We start from the raw sequence: 14,840 nt of genomic DNA on the forward strand, positions 1-14,840 counted from the left end.
ATGAGCTCAAGTGTTTGGCAAGAACGCCGCCATGGCGAAGATAAACAACGACGTAATGATCATCGAAGCCCTTTCCAAAGGGACAGGGCAAGGATCCTCCACTCCGCCGCCTTTCGCCGCCTACAGGCCAAAACCCAAGTGCTTGGGGTGGGCATGAATGATTTCTATCGCACGCGCTTAACCCATTCACTCGAAGTGTCTCAAATCGGCACGGGCATCGCGGCACAGCTGAGCCGTAAGTATCCCGAGCATAAGCCCTTATTAGGCTCGATGAGCCTACTCGAATCACTCTGTCTTGCCCATGATATTGGTCATCCGCCCTTTGGCCACGGCGGTGAAGTCGCGCTCAACTATATGATGCGCCACCACGGCGGCTTTGAAGGCAATGGCCAGACCTTTCGCATCCTCTCGAAACTCGAGCCCTATACAGAGGCCTTTGGGATGAATCTGTGCCGCCGTACTATGCTCGGCATTTTAAAATATCCCGCACCGCAATCACTGCTGTTTGTGCCGGGATCACATCCTGAAATCACCAATCACAGACAGCTTAAACCGTCACAATGGCCGCCTGTTAAAGGCATATTCGACGATGATAACGACATTTTCGATTGGGTACTGGAACCGTTATCCGTTGCCGACAGAGCGCGCTTTACCTCCGTTCAACCGAGCCAGCAGCCAAACTATCCCCATCTACGCACTCAGTTTAAATCCTTCGATTGCTCGATTATGGAGCTGGCAGATGACATCGCCTACGCGGTGCACGATCTTGAAGATGCGATTGTCATGGGCATAGTGACCGCCTCACAATGGCAACAGGATGTGGCGCCAACACTTAAGCACAGTGGCGATCCTTGGATCCGCCAAGAGCTTGCCGATATTGGCACTAAACTCTTCTCCCATGAACATCATCTACGAAAAGATGCCATCGGCACCTTAGTGAATGGTTTTGTCACCGCCATTATCATCAACGACGATCCGGCTTTCGAGGAACCGTTGCTGCGGTTTAATGCCAGCCTCGAACCCGAATTTGCTAATGCGCTCAATGTGCTAAAGCAGTTAGTGTTTAAATACGTTATCCGTAAACCCGAGATCCAAATGCTGGAATACAAGGGCCAACAGATAGTGATGGGACTCTTCGAAGCGTTCGCCTCGGATCCTGAGCGGTTATTACCACTTAATACCCAAGAACGTTGGCGCACCAGCGAGCAGCAAGGCCAAAACAGCCATAGAGTATTGGCGGATTATATTTCTGGTATGACGGACGAATTTGCCGGACGACTGTACCAGCAGTTATTTAGCCCCAAGGCCGGCTCGAACGTGGAACTCAGCAAAGAGATGTAATACTGAACTGATAATAAAAAACCACCGCAAGGTGGTTTTTTATTATCAGTGCGTTTTCTGCGTTTAAACGGCTTAGAGTCCGCCAATCGCATCTTTACATAGTTGAGTGATGCGCGCCCAATCGCCCTGCTCCATCGCATCGGTTGGGGCAATCCAGCTGCCGCCGATACAATCCACATTCTTCAGCGCTAAATAATCTTTATAGCTGCTTGGCGTAATACCACCCGTTGGGCAGAAACGGATATCCGCTAATGGGCCTGAGAATGCTTTTAGCGCATCCACACCGCCCGAGGCTTCCGCTGGGAAGAATTTAAAGTGAGTGTAACCAAGCGCCATGCCTGTCATCACTTCGGAGATGCTGGCAACGCCAGGGATCAAAGGCACAGGGCCTTGCATACCGGCTTTAAGCAGTTCGACCGTCGCACCTGGGGTGATAATAAATTGCGCACCGGCGGCAATCGCTTGATCGAGCTGGGCTTCATTTAAAATGGTGCCCGCACCAACAAGCGCCTCAGGCACTTCTTGTGCGATCTTAGTGATAGCTTCAAGGGCGCATGGAGTACGTAATGTCACTTCCAAAACGCTGATCCCGCCAGCGACTAAGGCTTTTGCTAACGGCACCGCATGTTCAATCTTGTTAATGACCATAACAGGAACAATAGGGCTGCGTTTAAAAATATCTTGTGGTTGTAATGACCAGTTATTCTCAAGCATTGCGGTATTCTTCCTTTGTATTAATAAAGTTCGTCAATGGCGCTGGTACTGCGCGCACCGGTTTCTGGACTGCTTAAGTTTGAACGCAGTGCCCCAAACAACTCACGGCCCATTCCATAGCGTGAGTGGCGTAAATCGATTTCAGCAGCGGTTCTCACGGCAAGTTCGGCATCAGAGACTAATAAGCTCAGCTCCCCCGTTAGCGCGTCGACACGAATAAGATCGCCATCTTGCACTTTGGCAATTAGCCCGCCATCGATAGCCTCAGGCGTTAAGTGAATCGCTGCAGGCACTTTGCCCGATGCGCCCGACATACGACCGTCGGTCATCAGTGCCACTTTAAAGCCTTTATCCTGCAAAGAGCCTAACAGCGGGGTTAACTTGTGTAGCTCTGGCATACCGTTGGCTTTCGGCCCTTGGCCTTTTACTACCACCACACAATCTCGGTCTAACGCGCCGGATTTAAACAGCGCGTCGAGTTTATTTTGATCGTCAATCACCACGGCTGGCGCTTCAACTACACGATGCTTTTCTTGCACGGCTGACACTTTAATCACAGCGCGGCCCAAGTTACCTTTAAGCAGTTTTAAGCCACCATTGTTTTGGAAAGGCGTAGCCACAGAGGTTAACACTTCGGTATCTAAGCTGACGGTTGGACCTTCGACCCAACGCAGCTCGCCATCTAGTAATTTTGGCTCTTGGGTGTAGCGACGTAGACCAAAACCGGCAACTGTATTGACATCCTCGTGCAGTAAGCCTGCATCGAGTAATTCCTTGATAAGGAAAGCCATACCACCTGCGGCATGGAAGTGGTTAATGTCGGCATGACCGTTTGGATAAACACGGGCCAACAAAGGAACCGCGTCAGATAATTCAGAAAAATCATCCCAGTTCACAATAATGCCGGCCGCACGCGCCGCCGCCACAATGTGCATGGTCAAGTTAGTTGAGCCACCTGTTGCCAGCAGCGCCACTATGCCGTTCACCACGGATTTTTCGTTAACGACTTCACCGATTGGGCTGTATTGAGTGCCCAGTTCGGTTAAGCGACATACTTGCTTGGCCGCCATTTTATTCAGGGCTTCGCGCAGTGGATCGTCTGGATTCACGAAGGATGAACCCGGTAATTGCAGCCCCATGACTTCGAGCATCAGCTGGTTCGAGTTCGCCGTACCGTAGAAAGTACAAGTGCCAGCGCTGTGGTAAGACTGCGCTTCGGCCTCAAGCAGCTGCGCTCTATCGACTTTACCTTGGGCAAATTGCTGGCGAATACGGGCTTTTTCCTTGTTGGGAATACCCGACTTCATTGGGCCGGCGGGCACAAACAGCATAGGTAAATGGCCAAAACTTAAGGCGCCAATTAATAGCCCCGGCACGATTTTGTCGCAAATACCCAGTAATAAGGCACCATCAAACATATTGTGGGATAAGCCCACCGCCGTCGCCATGGCAATCACTTCACGACTCAGTAGGCTCAGTTCCATCCCGGGTTGACCTTGAGTAACACCGTCACACATCGCAGGTACACCACCGGCGACCTGTGCAACGCTACCCACTTCCTGACAGGCTTTTTTCAGCAGATCAGGATAGGTTTCATAGGGTTGGTGCGCAGACAACATGTCGTTGAATGCGGTAATAATCCCGATGTTGGCTTTAGTCAGTTGACGCAATGAATTTTTGTCATCTGGATTACAAGCAGCAAAACCGTGGGCTAAGTTACCGCAGCTTAACGAGCTACGGTGTACACCATGGTTACGAGCATCATTTAACGCGGCTAAATACGCTTCACGAGATGCTTTGCTACGGGCAATAATTCTGTCGGTAACAGATTGAACGACTGAGTGCATGAGAGTGACTCCTTAAGCGCTCCAGAACACGTCAACGGGCGTTTTACGCTGCGCTAACACGGCTCTGATGGGCATAGCATTAACATCATCATTTTCTAAGGCTTGACGATATACGGATAATTTCTGTTCCCCGACCAAATGCAGATAAATCTGTCTGCTATTGAGGATCGCATTCTTAGATAATGTGATCCGGCCGTGGGGCGCCGTGGTGGGATTGGTTGCCACACACAGGGCTTGAGTGCTCAAGGCATCATTTAGTTCGGCGCTGCAAGGGAACCATGAGCAAGTGTGGCCATCATTGCCCATACCGAGCACCACCACATCGAAGGGACGCGGGAAATTAGACAGCGACTCGGCGGTCATATCGGCGCCCGCTTCGGCGGTGGAAAACATATTCTTCAATCCGCGGAACTTGGCATTGGCCGCACGGTTTTGCAGTAAATGTTCACGCACTAAACGCTCGTTCGATGCACTGTCTTCCACATCTACCCAGCGCTCATCGGCGAGCGTGACATAAACATCACTCCAATCGATGGATTTCATGCTGAGGAGTTCAAACAGTTTCAGTGGTGTTGAGCCGCCGGAGACGACTAAGCTTGCCTTACCACGGGCATCCACGGCCTCTTGCAACTGGCTGGCGATCTTATTCGCCAACTGTTGCTCAAGTGCTGCGGGTGTATCAAAGGATTTAAATACGGTTTCTTTAATCATCGAAGCCCCCTATTCATCCCACGAACGGCCGTCTTTGGTGATCAGCGCGACCGACGCTACAGGTCCCCAGGTGCCCGCAGGATAAGGTTTCGGTTTCTCGTTACTTTGTTCCCATGATTGGATAATGCCATCCACCCAAGTCCAAGCTTGTTCCACTTCGTCGCGGCGAACGAACAGCGCTTGGTTACCGAGCATGGCTTCGAGCAACAGACGCTCGTAAGCATCGGCAATACGCTCGTTTTTAAAGGTATCCGAGAAACTCAAGTCGAGTTTGGTGGTTTGTAAACGTTGCTTCTGTTCTAGCCCCGGCACCTTGTTCATCATCTGGATCTCAACCCCTTCGTGTGGTTGCAGACGGATGGTTAACTTGTTAGGTGGCAAGTTACGGTAGCTTGAGCGATACAAGTTGTGGGGTGGGTTCTTAAAATACACCACAATTTCAGAGCTCTTGAACGGCATGCGTTTACCGCTACGCAGATAAAATGGCACGCCCGCCCAGCGCCAGTTGTCGATATCGACACGCAGTGCCACAAAGGTTTCGGTGTGGGACTGAAGGTTGGCGCCCTCTTCCTCTAAATAGCCTGGCACTGGACTGCCCTTGAGGAAGCCCGCACTGTACTGACCACGGACAGTGTTTTCATACACATTGTCGGCATTGATTGGGCGCAGCGACTTCAGTACTTTCACTTTTTCATCGCGAATACTGTCGGCATCTAAGTTAACCGGTGGATCCATGGCTACCAGCGTCAACACTTGCAGTAAGTGGTTTTGGATCATGTCGCGCATCTGACCAGCTTTATCGAAGTAACCCCAACGGCCTTCGATACCCACTTCTTCAGCAACGGTGATCTGGACATGGTCAATGGTCCGGTTGTCCCACTTAGATGCGAATAATGAGTTAGCGAAACGCAGTGCAATCAGGTTTTGTACTGTCTCTTTACCTAAGTAATGGTCGATACGATAAACTTGGTTTTCTTTGAAGTAGGCAGAAACTTGGTCGTTAATCACGTGGGAAGAAGCGAGATCGGAGCCAATTGGCTTTTCGAGTACCACGCGAGAATCGCTATGGATAAGATTTTGTTCGTGTAAACAGCGGCAGATATCGCCAAAAATCGCAGGAGGGGTGGCAAAGTAACTGACCATGACGCGCTCTTCTGGTTTGAGCAATTCATGGAAGGCGCTGTAGCCTGCTGATTCGGTGAAATTCGTGCCGACATAATGGCAGCGGGACAAGAAGCGTTGGACAGTCTCTTCACAGAGGGCTTCTTTTACGAAGGTTTTTAACGCAAGGATGACGAGTTCTCTAAATTCATCCTGACTGAACTCATCTTTGGCAACCCCAATGACTTTGGTGTTTTTATCCAGAAGTTCAGCTTTATCTAGCTGGTATAAAGAAGGTAACAACTTGCGTCGTGCCAAGTCGCCTTTAGTACCAAAGAGTACGAAGTCACAAGCTTTGGCGCCTGATGTTGTTTTGCCCATTGCGTTACGCTCTCCTTTGTATGTCGTGTCCCTTCAAGCCAATGAAGAAATCCACACTTTTGTTGTAATATAACAACAGAATTTGTTAAATGCATCTATTTTTATCAATATTAACATTCTAGCTAACTAGGCACCTAGGGCATAAATCTGATATGCTTTTTGTGCTTAAATTACTGATGATAGTAAATTCTTATTTCAAAAATGTACTTAAAACTTACTTAAGCAGTGTCGATTAGTGAGATCCTGAAACAGATCAACAGCACTAAACAAAAATAAATAAAATTACATTCTCAATTTAGCGGACGTACGCGTATGAATACCCTAGAAAAGGTTCAAAAAAGCCTCACCCATTTTAGTAAGTCAGAACGCAAGGTTGCAGAGGTGATCTTAGCCTCTCCGCAAACAGCAATTCATTCCAGTATCGCCACGCTAGCTAAGATGGCAGATGTGAGTGAACCTACTGTGAACCGTTTCTGTCGCCGCTTAGATACTAAAGGCTTTCCTGATTTTAAGTTACATCTGGCGCAAAGTCTCGCTAACGGTACACCTTATGTGAGCCGCCACGTGGAAGAAGATGACTCTCCTGAGTCTTACACGACAAAAATTTTCGAATCTTCAATGGCTTCCTTAGATACAGCACGTCAAAGCTTAGACGTCACTGCCATCAATAAAGCCGTGGATATTCTGACTCAAGCCAAAACCATCTCCTTCTTTGGTTTAGGCGCGTCGGCCTCCGTAGCCCATGATGCCCAGAATAAATTTTTCCGTTTTAATGTGCCTGTCATCTGTTTTGACGATGTTCTGATGCAACGCATGAGCTGTATTAACAGCAATGAAGGCGATGTTGTGGTGCTGATTTCCCATACTGGTCGCACTAAGTCATTGATTGAAATAGCGCGTTTAGCGAGAGAAAACGGCGCTGCTGTAATTGGTATTACGGCTCGTAACTCACCGTTATCCATGGAATGTACACTGCCCGTGACGATGGAAGTGCCAGAAGATACCGATATGTATTTGCCAATGGCCTCGCGTTTAGCGCAATTGGTGACTATAGATGTATTGGCGACTGGTTTTACCCTACGCCGCGGCCCGCGTTTCCGTGACAATTTAAAACGTGTGAAAGAAGTGTTGAAAGAGTCTCGTATCAATAAAGATCCGATACTGTAATTCACTTCCTATCTTAAAAAAGGCTAGTGCAAATCGTCCGTCTAGCCTTTTTTAAAGCAAATTTCAGCGATACCTCACAAATTTGAAACATAACTTTAGATCAATTTGATTGTAACTTTACTACATAATTTGGAATTGCATGGTAATATAGCCCCAAGATTTTTTTAACTTTAACGGAGTATCTTATGTTCCGCAGAACCAAAATCGTCACCACTCTGGGCCCCGCCACTGACCGTGACGATAACTTACGCCGTATTATCGCGGCAGGTGCAAACGTTGTTCGTCTAAACTTCTCCCACGGCTCCCCCGAAGATCATCTCAAACGCGCGACTCAAGCTCGTGAAATTGCAAAAGAATTAGGTGTCCATGTTGCTATTTTAGGTGACTTACAAGGTCCTAAGATCCGTGTATCAACCTTTAAAGACAACAAGAAAGTTCAACTGAACTTAGGCCAAGCCTACATTCTGGATGCCGAGTTAGGTAAAGGCGAAGGCGACGAGAATCAAGTCGGTATCGACTACAAGCAATTGCCAGACGATGTGAATGTTGGCGATATCCTGATGCTCGACGACGGCCGTGTGCAACTGCGAGTTGAACGCGTTGAAGGTCGTAAAGTGCACACGACTGTTACCGTTGCTGGCCCTCTATCAAACAATAAAGGGATCAACAAACAAGGTGGTGGTCTATCTGCAGCGGCTCTGACTGAAAAAGACAAGGCAGACATTCTGACTGCGGCGATGATCCAAGTGGATTACTTAGCCGTGTCTTTCCCACGTAGCGGCGCCGATCTGGAATACGCCCGTTCTTTAGCGCAACAAGCTGGCAGCAATGCTTTGATCGTAGCAAAAGTAGAACGTGCCGAAGCTGTTGCTAGCGAAGAAGCGATGGATGATGTGATTTTAGCCTCTGACGTCGTCATGGTTGCCCGTGGTGACTTAGGGGTTGAGATTGGTGACGCAGCACTGGTTGCTGTGCAGAAGAAGCTAATCGCTCGCTCTCGTCAACTGAATAAAATCGTGATCACTGCGACTCAAATGATGGAGTCAATGATTTCGAGCCCAATGCCAACACGTGCAGAAGTTATGGACGTGGCCAACGCCGTGCTCGATGGTACTGACGCTGTGATGCTGTCTGCCGAAACTGCAGCAGGTGACTTCCCAGAAGAAACCGTGAAGGCGATGGCGAATGTGTGTATCGGTGCCGAATCTCACCCAAGCGTGAAAGTGTCTAAGCACAGATTAGATGCACGTTTCACTTCAGTTGAAGAAACGATTGCACTCTCCACTATGTATGCCGCTAACCACTTAGAAGGCGTTAAAGCGATTATCGCCTTAACCGAGTCTGGCGCAACACCTAAACTGATGTCACGAATCAGCTCATCTTTACCAATCCTAGGTTTATCACGTCATGAGACAACCCTGGCGAAGATGGCACTGTACCGTGGTGTGTTACCGATTTACTTCGATTCAACCATTTATCCTGCCGATGAGTTAGCGCAAAAAGCGCTGGAATCATTAGCAACTGCGGGTTATCTACAGAGTGGCGACTTGGTATTAATGACCAAGGGCGATGCGATGGAAACTATCGGCGGCACTAACACTTGTAAAGTATTGATCGTTGCTTAATCTTTGTTGATTGGCATTAGCTAGACGTAAAGGCTAAGAGTCATCAAGCTTAAAAACAAAAACCACCTCAATTGAGGTGGTTTTTTTATCTCTTGTCACGGCTAGAAACGATCGCAGTAGTACTAGCCAAGCAGATTATAAGGCTTCAAAATCATTCACATTGATGGCCGCTAAGCGCAGCTTATCGGCATGTAACAGCTTTTGATGCTCATCTTCAGTAACAGTGCCCTGCTCCAACGCTTTAGCAAATAACACCAAGTTAGGCACTTTGGCTGGTAACTCACCGGCGCGTTGTGCTTTCTTGAGCTTCTTGTAAATCTCTTTACAGGCATATTGCGCCACAAAGGCCTGTTCAACCTCCGCAATACCACCCACGTCGCCTTCAAACTCAGGGCATAGGAAAGTAATGCGTTCACGGGCAGGACTTGGTTTTAGCATGCCAGAGACCAATTCGGTGGCCATTTTATCGCTCGGGGCGTTGAAATGGTTGCCGATTGGGAAAATCAGCGCACGTAGCAACCAGGCAAATGGACGGTTCGGGAAGTTACGGATCACTTCTTCGAGCGCTTTAGCCGCTAAATGTAGGCGATTTGCCATCACATAACGCACCGCGGGTAAATCGTCCTGTTGCCGGCCATTGTCTTCAAACAGTTTTAAGGTGGCAGACCCTAAGTACAGTTGGCTTAACACATCACCCATACGTGCCGACAACATTTCCTTACGCTTCAAATCGCCGCCCATGATCAGCATCGAAATATCCGTCATTAAGGCCAATGCCGATGAAAGACGTGTCATATCTTTATAGTACTGCTTAGTTTCGCCGCTCACTGGCGCACTACCGAAACGGCTGGCAGTTAAAGCATTGAATATGGCACTGAATGCGTTACGAGTGGCGTAACCCATATGGCCCATTAACAGCGAGTCGAAACGCTCGAGCGCATCGTGCTCGTTTTCCATCGCCGCGGCTTCCATTTCGGCCAACACATAAGGATGGCAACGGGTCGCACCTTGACCAAAGATCATCAAGGAACGAGTCAAAATGTTCGCCCCTTCAACAGTGATCGAAATAGGATTCGACATATAAGGGTGACCTAAGTAGTTTTTAGGTCCTAATTGGATGCCCTTACCCGACTGAATATCCATCGCATCGTTCATCACCGCGCGGCCCAGTTCAGTCATGTGGAATTTGGCAATCGCCGTCACTACTGAAGGTTTAACTTTAAGATCGATACCCGTCGTAGTTAAACGGCGCGCCGCTTCCAATTGATAGGTATTTGCGATAATGCGCGCCAGCGCTTCCTGAACACCTTCAAAGTTGCCAATCGCCATACCAAATTGATGGCGCACATAGCTGTAAGCCGTGGTGGTTTTGGTCGCCATATGACCAGAAGCCGTAGCCAATGCAGGCAGAGAAATACCACGACCCGCCGATAAACATTCAACCAGCATGCGCCAGCCTCTGCCCGCAAACTCAGGACCACCGATGATCCAATCCAGCGGAATAAAGACTTCTTCGCCCTTAGTGGTTCCGTTCATAAACGCCATGTTGAGTGGATTATGACGACGGCCAATCACCACACCAGGGTGATCGGTAGGGATCAAGGCGCAGGTAATGCCTAAATTCTTTTTATCGCCAAGCAGACCATCAGGGTCACGCATCTGGAAGGCTAAACCTAATACGGTTGCTACAGGTGCAAGGGTGATATAACGCTTGTCCCAAGTTAATTTAAGGCCTAAAACTTCTTCGCCATTAAACTCACCACGACAAACAATACCCACATCGGGGATAGCACCCGCATCACTGCCCGCTTCTGGGCCCGTTAATGCAAAGCATGGGATCTCATCACCCTTAGCTAATGCAGGTAACCAGCGCTCCTTTTGCTCTTTAGTACCATAGTGAGTCAAAAGCTCACCAGGGCCTAATGAGTTTGGCACCATCACAGTAACCGCAGCACTCACGCTGCGGCTGGCTAATTTACTCACAATCGTTGAGTTGGCGTAGGCAGAAAACGCTCGACCACCAAACTTTTTCGGGATGATCAGCGCAAAGAAGCCTTCCTTCTTAAAGTAGTCCCACAGCTCTGGTGACAAATCCTTACGGTTATGCACAATGTCGAAATCATCGATCATCTTCAGGGCGGTCATCACCTGATTATCGATAAAGTCTTTCTCTTCAGCCGTAAGAGTAGGTTTACCGTAGCTGTGCAGGGTATTCCAGTTAGGATTACCGCGGAATAACTCGCCTTCCCACCACACATCGCCCGCTTCCATCGCTTCGCGCTCGGTATCGGATAATGGCGGTAATACTTTTTTAAAGAAGTGAAAAACAGGCTGGGTGATAAATTGCATCCGAAGGCTTTTTACTGCAAACAGCGCAATAATCGCAATCAGGGCAATAATTATAATCGTCAACATAATCAAGACCTTTTATTAAGAAGCCACGGGGACTGATACGCCCGCGGCCATGTAGGGGATCACTTTACGGATCACGGCTTCGATGTCGTTATGCTCACCAAATTCGGCCGCGGCAATATCATTGAGTGCATCGGCTGACGCCATAGTGAAAACAATCGTGCCTAGGGTAAAGTGTAAGCGCCAGAACATTTCAGCAGGAGGAATATGCGGTGCACTGGCCGAAACAGCTTTTACAAAGGTGTCTAAATGCTGCCCATAATGGGTGGTGATAAACCAACGCAGGTGGCCTTGGCTTTCAATGTAACCACGACCCAGCAATTGTAGGAAAATTGTCGTCCCTTCGGTGCGCAGCTCGTTCAAATCCAATAATGGATCGACTAAAGCAGAGAAAATCTCCTCTAACGAAGCTTGTGTTGGCGCGGTATGCAAACGTTTTATGGCCGTCGATGCGGCGGGCATAAACACGTCTAAATAGCGGGCTAACACGGCGCGGATTAACTCTTTTTTAGAGCCAAAGTGATAATTCACCGAGGCTAAGTTAACCTCCGCCTTGCTCGTGATAAGTCGCAATGACGTCTCAGAAAACCCCCTTTCGGCAAATAGCTTTTCTGCGGCATCAAGTATTCTAGTTTTTGTATCGGATCGACTTGCCATTCCGTGACCTTGAATTAATTTAAAACACTCGTTTAAATTAAACATTGGTATGGGAGTTGTCAAACGAAAAATGGCCAAATAAGCTGCGCCCTGCTGACATGGATTAACAGCCCACTCACATCCGTTGCAAAAAACCATGAAAAGTCATCAAGTCCTGTGCAAAAAACACTGTGCTTAGGTAGAATGCTTAACACAAAAACAACAAAGGACTGCAATACATGGCTATTCTATTGAATCGTCCCACCACGCTCGCACTCACCATCGCGCTAGCCTTAGGTTTAACCGCCTGTAATGATGCCCAAAGCAAGGCCGAAACTACTGCAGCAGCGCCGGCTGCAACTCAGGCCGCGCCCGATAAAGCTCAGGCCATCGCCTTTATTCAAGATGCTGAAGCCCAGATGGCACAGCTTTCCATCGAAGCCAACCGCGCCGAATGGATTTACAGTAACTTCATCACCGAAGATACCGCTGCGCTCTCGGCCGCAGTGGGTGAAAAAGTCAGTGCCGCTTCGGTCAAATTCGCTACTGAAGCTGCCAAATACGCCAATGTGGAACTCGATTCGGCCAATGCCCGCAAACTGAATATTCTGCGCAGTGCACTCGTGTTACCCGCGCCGCTTGATCCTGCAAAAAATGCTGAGCTCGCGCAAATAAGCTCTGAGCTCAATGGACTCTACGGTAAAGGCAAATACTGTTTCGCCGATGGCAAGTGTATGACCCAGCCAGAGCTGTCGAGCCTGATGGCGGAGTCGCGAGACCCAGCCAAGCTGCTTGAGGCGTGGAAAGGCTGGCGTGAAATTGCAAAACCGATGCGCCCATTATTTCAACGTGAAGTCGAACTCGCCAACGAAGGGGCAAAAGATCTAGGTTACGCTAATCTCTCTGAGTTATGGCGCAGCCAATACGATATGAAACCCGATGAATTTTCGCAGGAATTAGACCGTTTATGGGGACAAGTTAAGCCTCTCTACGAATCCCTGCATTGTTATGTTCGCGGCGAGCTGAATAACGAATACGGTGACACCATTGCGCCGAAAACCGGCCCGATCCCCGCCCACTTATTGGGAAATATGTGGGCTCAGCAATGGGGTAATGTGTACGATCTCGTCGCCCCAGACGATGCCGATCCTGGCTACGATGTGACAGAATTGCTCGAGCAGAAAGTCTATGATGAGCGCAAGATGGTCAAACAAGCCGAAAGCTTTTTCACCTCGTTAGGGTTTGCGCCGCTGCCAGACAGTTTTTGGAGTCGCTCTTTATTCTTACAACCTAAGGATCGTGATGTCGTTTGTCATGCCTCGGCGTGGGATTTAGACAACCTTGACGATATTCGCATCAAGATGTGTATCCAAAAATCCGCTGAAGACTTTACCGTTATTCACCACGAACTTGGACACAACTTCTATCAACGAGCCTATAAACAGCAGCCTTTCCTGTTTAAAAACAGTGCCAATGATGGTTTCCATGAAGCCATTGGTGACACGATCGCGCTATCTATCACCCCAAGCTATCTAAAACAGATTGGTTTGCTCGAAGACGTGCCCGATGCTTCCAAGGATATTGGCTTATTGTTAAAGCAAGCTCTGGATAAAATCGCCTTCCTACCCTTTGGTTTGATGATTGACCAGTGGCGCTGGAAAGTCTTTAGCGGTGAAATTACTCCAGCGCAATATAACCAAGCCTGGTGGGAATTAAGGGAGAAATACCAAGGTGTTAAGGCGCCGACAGACCGCACTGAAGCCGATTTTGACCCAGGTGCCAAGTACCATGTGCCCGGTAACGTGCCTTATACCCGCTACTTCCTCGCGCATATTTTGCAATTCCAGTTCCATAAGGCGCTGTGTGATACCGCCGGTGATAAAGGACCTGTGCACAGATGCAGTATTTATGGCAATCAAGCCGCTGGGGAAAAACTCAACAAAATGTTAGAGCTGGGTGCAAGCCAGCCTTGGCCAGTTGCTTTAAAAGAAGTGACAGGTACTGAGGGGATGGATGCCAAAGCCGTACTCGATTATTTTGCGCCGCTTAAAACCTGGCTCGATGAGCAAAATACGGCGGCGAATCGTCAATGTGGTTGGTAATTAAGCCTCAGGTGCAAGTCATATCCACGCCTTAAACTAAACCGATAAAAATGCCCAACGATGTTGGGCATTTTCTTTTTAAGTTTCGGCATTAATAACGAACGCGAGTAACTATCAGAAAAATCAATGTGTTCACAAACCTATTAACGCCAACTCATCCCCTTACGGTTTGCCTCTTTATTCTCAATCTTAAGCTGTTCGGATTTAGTCAGCATCACATACAGGGCGCCCGTACCGCCCTGCTCGGTTTTCGCCGAATGATAGGCCAGCACCATATCAAGCTGAGATAACCAATGGCAGACGGCAGATTTCAGCAGGCCGGCCACGGGTTTACTGTTATGCCCCTTGCCATGGATAATCATGACGCAGCGTTCGCCATGGGCCTGCGCCGCTAGCAAATAATTGAGTAAGGCATCACGGGCCTGACTCGAACGGTAGGCATGTACATCTAACTCCATCTTAATGCTGTATTGCCCCAGCCTTAGACGCTTAAATACCGCCCCCTGCACCCCTTCGCGCTTAAAACTGGCAATATCATCGGGCGCAATAATCGGGATCAAACTCAAATCCAAGGGCATACAGGCCAAATAGGCTTCTCGTTGCAGCGCTTCACGACGCTGAAGCTGCTCATCCGTTAATGCCTTAGGTTGTAGATTAACCGCCTTCACATCGCCCTTAAGTGGCACAACTCCCGCCATTTCTTCAAAAAACAGTGCCGATTCATCATCTAGCATGGCAAGCTCCTCCACTCTTAACGCTCAGTGTGCACTTTTAGAACAGAAACACACTTTGTAAACATTCAA

11 protein-coding genes are annotated in these 14,840 nt (G+C 48.6%); 4 read left to right on the plus strand and 7 right to left on the minus strand.

Annotation, left to right across the window (positions count from 1 at the left end; all coding sequences use genetic code 11):
- Nucleotides 1-1,341, plus strand: coding sequence for an anti-phage deoxyguanosine triphosphatase (locus K0H60_RS10780; RefSeq protein WP_220055702.1), 1,341 nt, complete (start codon nucleotides 1-3; stop codon nucleotides 1,339-1,341).
- A gap of 72 nt (nucleotides 1,342-1,413) precedes the next feature.
- Here the strand turns inward: K0H60_RS10780 and K0H60_RS10785 are convergent, their stop codons facing one another.
- Genes K0H60_RS10785 through zwf form a run of 4 tightly spaced genes read right to left on the minus strand, consistent with a single transcriptional unit; the run spans nucleotide 1,414 to nucleotide 6,095 of the window.
- Nucleotides 1,414-2,055 (minus strand): bifunctional 4-hydroxy-2-oxoglutarate aldolase/2-dehydro-3-deoxy-phosphogluconate aldolase, encoded by a 642-nt coding sequence (locus tag K0H60_RS10785; protein ID WP_011622806.1) that lies wholly within the window; start codon nucleotides 2,053-2,055, stop codon nucleotides 1,414-1,416.
- A 20-nt stretch (nucleotides 2,056-2,075) separates the two neighbouring features.
- Complete coding sequence (edd, locus tag K0H60_RS10790; protein WP_220055703.1) at nucleotides 2,076-3,902, minus strand: phosphogluconate dehydratase; 1,827 nt, start codon at nucleotides 3,900-3,902, stop codon at nucleotides 2,076-2,078.
- Nucleotides 3,903-3,914: 12 nt separating this feature from the next.
- Nucleotides 3,915-4,613, minus strand: a complete 699-nt coding sequence (gene pgl, locus K0H60_RS10795) for a 6-phosphogluconolactonase (protein ID WP_011622808.1) — start codon at nucleotides 4,611-4,613, stop codon at nucleotides 3,915-3,917.
- Nucleotides 4,614-4,622: 9 nt separating this feature from the next.
- The gene (gene zwf, locus K0H60_RS10800) at nucleotides 4,623-6,095 is read right to left on the minus strand and encodes a glucose-6-phosphate dehydrogenase (protein ID WP_220055704.1); all 1,473 of its coding nucleotides are present in this window, start codon (nucleotides 6,093-6,095) and stop codon (nucleotides 4,623-4,625) included.
- A 312-nt stretch (nucleotides 6,096-6,407) separates the two neighbouring features.
- Here zwf and K0H60_RS10805 point away from each other — a divergent pair, with 312 nt between their 5' ends.
- Both K0H60_RS10805 and pyk read left to right on the plus strand, forming a co-directional pair.
- On the plus strand, nucleotides 6,408-7,262 hold the full coding sequence (locus K0H60_RS10805; RefSeq protein WP_011622810.1) for a MurR/RpiR family transcriptional regulator: 855 nt from the start codon (nucleotides 6,408-6,410) through the stop codon (nucleotides 7,260-7,262).
- 185 nt (nucleotides 7,263-7,447) lie between these two features.
- Nucleotides 7,448-8,887 carry a pyruvate kinase gene (gene pyk, locus K0H60_RS10810; protein WP_220055705.1) on the plus strand — a complete coding sequence of 480 codons (1,440 nt, stop codon included), beginning with the start codon at nucleotides 7,448-7,450 and terminating at the stop codon, nucleotides 8,885-8,887.
- A gap of 135 nt (nucleotides 8,888-9,022) precedes the next feature.
- Here the strand turns inward: pyk and K0H60_RS10815 are convergent, their stop codons facing one another.
- Both K0H60_RS10815 and psrA read right to left on the minus strand, forming a co-directional pair.
- A complete protein-coding gene (locus K0H60_RS10815) occupies nucleotides 9,023-11,302 on the minus strand; it encodes an acyl-CoA dehydrogenase (protein WP_220055706.1) in 2,280 nt (759 codons plus the stop codon).
- A 15-nt stretch (nucleotides 11,303-11,317) separates the two neighbouring features.
- Nucleotides 11,318-11,956, minus strand: coding sequence for a TetR family transcriptional repressor PsrA (gene psrA, locus K0H60_RS10820; protein ID WP_011622813.1), 639 nt, complete (start codon nucleotides 11,954-11,956; stop codon nucleotides 11,318-11,320).
- Between the two features lie 218 nt (nucleotides 11,957-12,174).
- Between psrA and K0H60_RS10825 the strand changes: the two genes are divergently transcribed.
- Nucleotides 12,175-14,037: a M2 family metallopeptidase gene (locus K0H60_RS10825; RefSeq protein ID WP_220055707.1), complete on the plus strand. Its 1,863-nt coding sequence runs from the start codon at nucleotides 12,175-12,177 to the stop codon at nucleotides 14,035-14,037.
- A 143-nt stretch (nucleotides 14,038-14,180) separates the two neighbouring features.
- On the opposite strand, the gene smrA is transcribed toward K0H60_RS10825, so the two are convergent.
- Complete coding sequence (gene smrA, locus K0H60_RS10830; RefSeq protein ID WP_220055708.1) at nucleotides 14,181-14,771, minus strand: DNA endonuclease SmrA; 591 nt, start codon at nucleotides 14,769-14,771, stop codon at nucleotides 14,181-14,183.
- Nucleotides 14,772-14,840 lie beyond the last annotated feature (69 nt).

The organism is Shewanella mangrovisoli (assembly GCF_019457635.1).
Taxonomy (GTDB): Bacteria; Pseudomonadota; Gammaproteobacteria; order Enterobacterales; family Shewanellaceae; genus Shewanella; species Shewanella mangrovisoli.

Excerpts from the sequence above, each read along its gene's own strand:
- K0H60_RS10780 (WP_220055702.1), top strand. The coding sequence starts at position 1 with ATGAGCTCAAGTGTTTGGCAAGAACGCCGCCATGGCGAAGATAAACAA.
- K0H60_RS10785 (WP_011622806.1), bottom strand. The coding sequence starts at position 2,055 with ATGCTTGAGAATAACTGGTCATTACAACCACAAGATATTTTTAAACGC.
- edd (WP_220055703.1), bottom strand. The coding sequence starts at position 3,902 with ATGCACTCAGTCGTTCAATCTGTTACCGACAGAATTATTGCCCGTAGC.
- pgl (WP_011622808.1), bottom strand. The coding sequence starts at position 4,613 with ATGATTAAAGAAACCGTATTTAAATCCTTTGATACACCCGCAGCACTT.
- zwf (WP_220055704.1), bottom strand. The coding sequence starts at position 6,095 with ATGGGCAAAACAACATCAGGCGCCAAAGCTTGTGACTTCGTACTCTTT.
- K0H60_RS10805 (WP_011622810.1), top strand. The coding sequence starts at position 6,408 with ATGAATACCCTAGAAAAGGTTCAAAAAAGCCTCACCCATTTTAGTAAG.
- pyk (WP_220055705.1), top strand. The coding sequence starts at position 7,448 with ATGTTCCGCAGAACCAAAATCGTCACCACTCTGGGCCCCGCCACTGAC.
- K0H60_RS10815 (WP_220055706.1), bottom strand. The coding sequence starts at position 11,302 with ATGTTGACGATTATAATTATTGCCCTGATTGCGATTATTGCGCTGTTT.
- psrA (WP_011622813.1), bottom strand. The coding sequence starts at position 11,956 with ATGGCAAGTCGATCCGATACAAAAACTAGAATACTTGATGCCGCAGAA.
- K0H60_RS10825 (WP_220055707.1), top strand. The coding sequence starts at position 12,175 with ATGGCTATTCTATTGAATCGTCCCACCACGCTCGCACTCACCATCGCG.
- smrA (WP_220055708.1), bottom strand. The coding sequence starts at position 14,771 with ATGCTAGATGATGAATCGGCACTGTTTTTTGAAGAAATGGCGGGAGTT.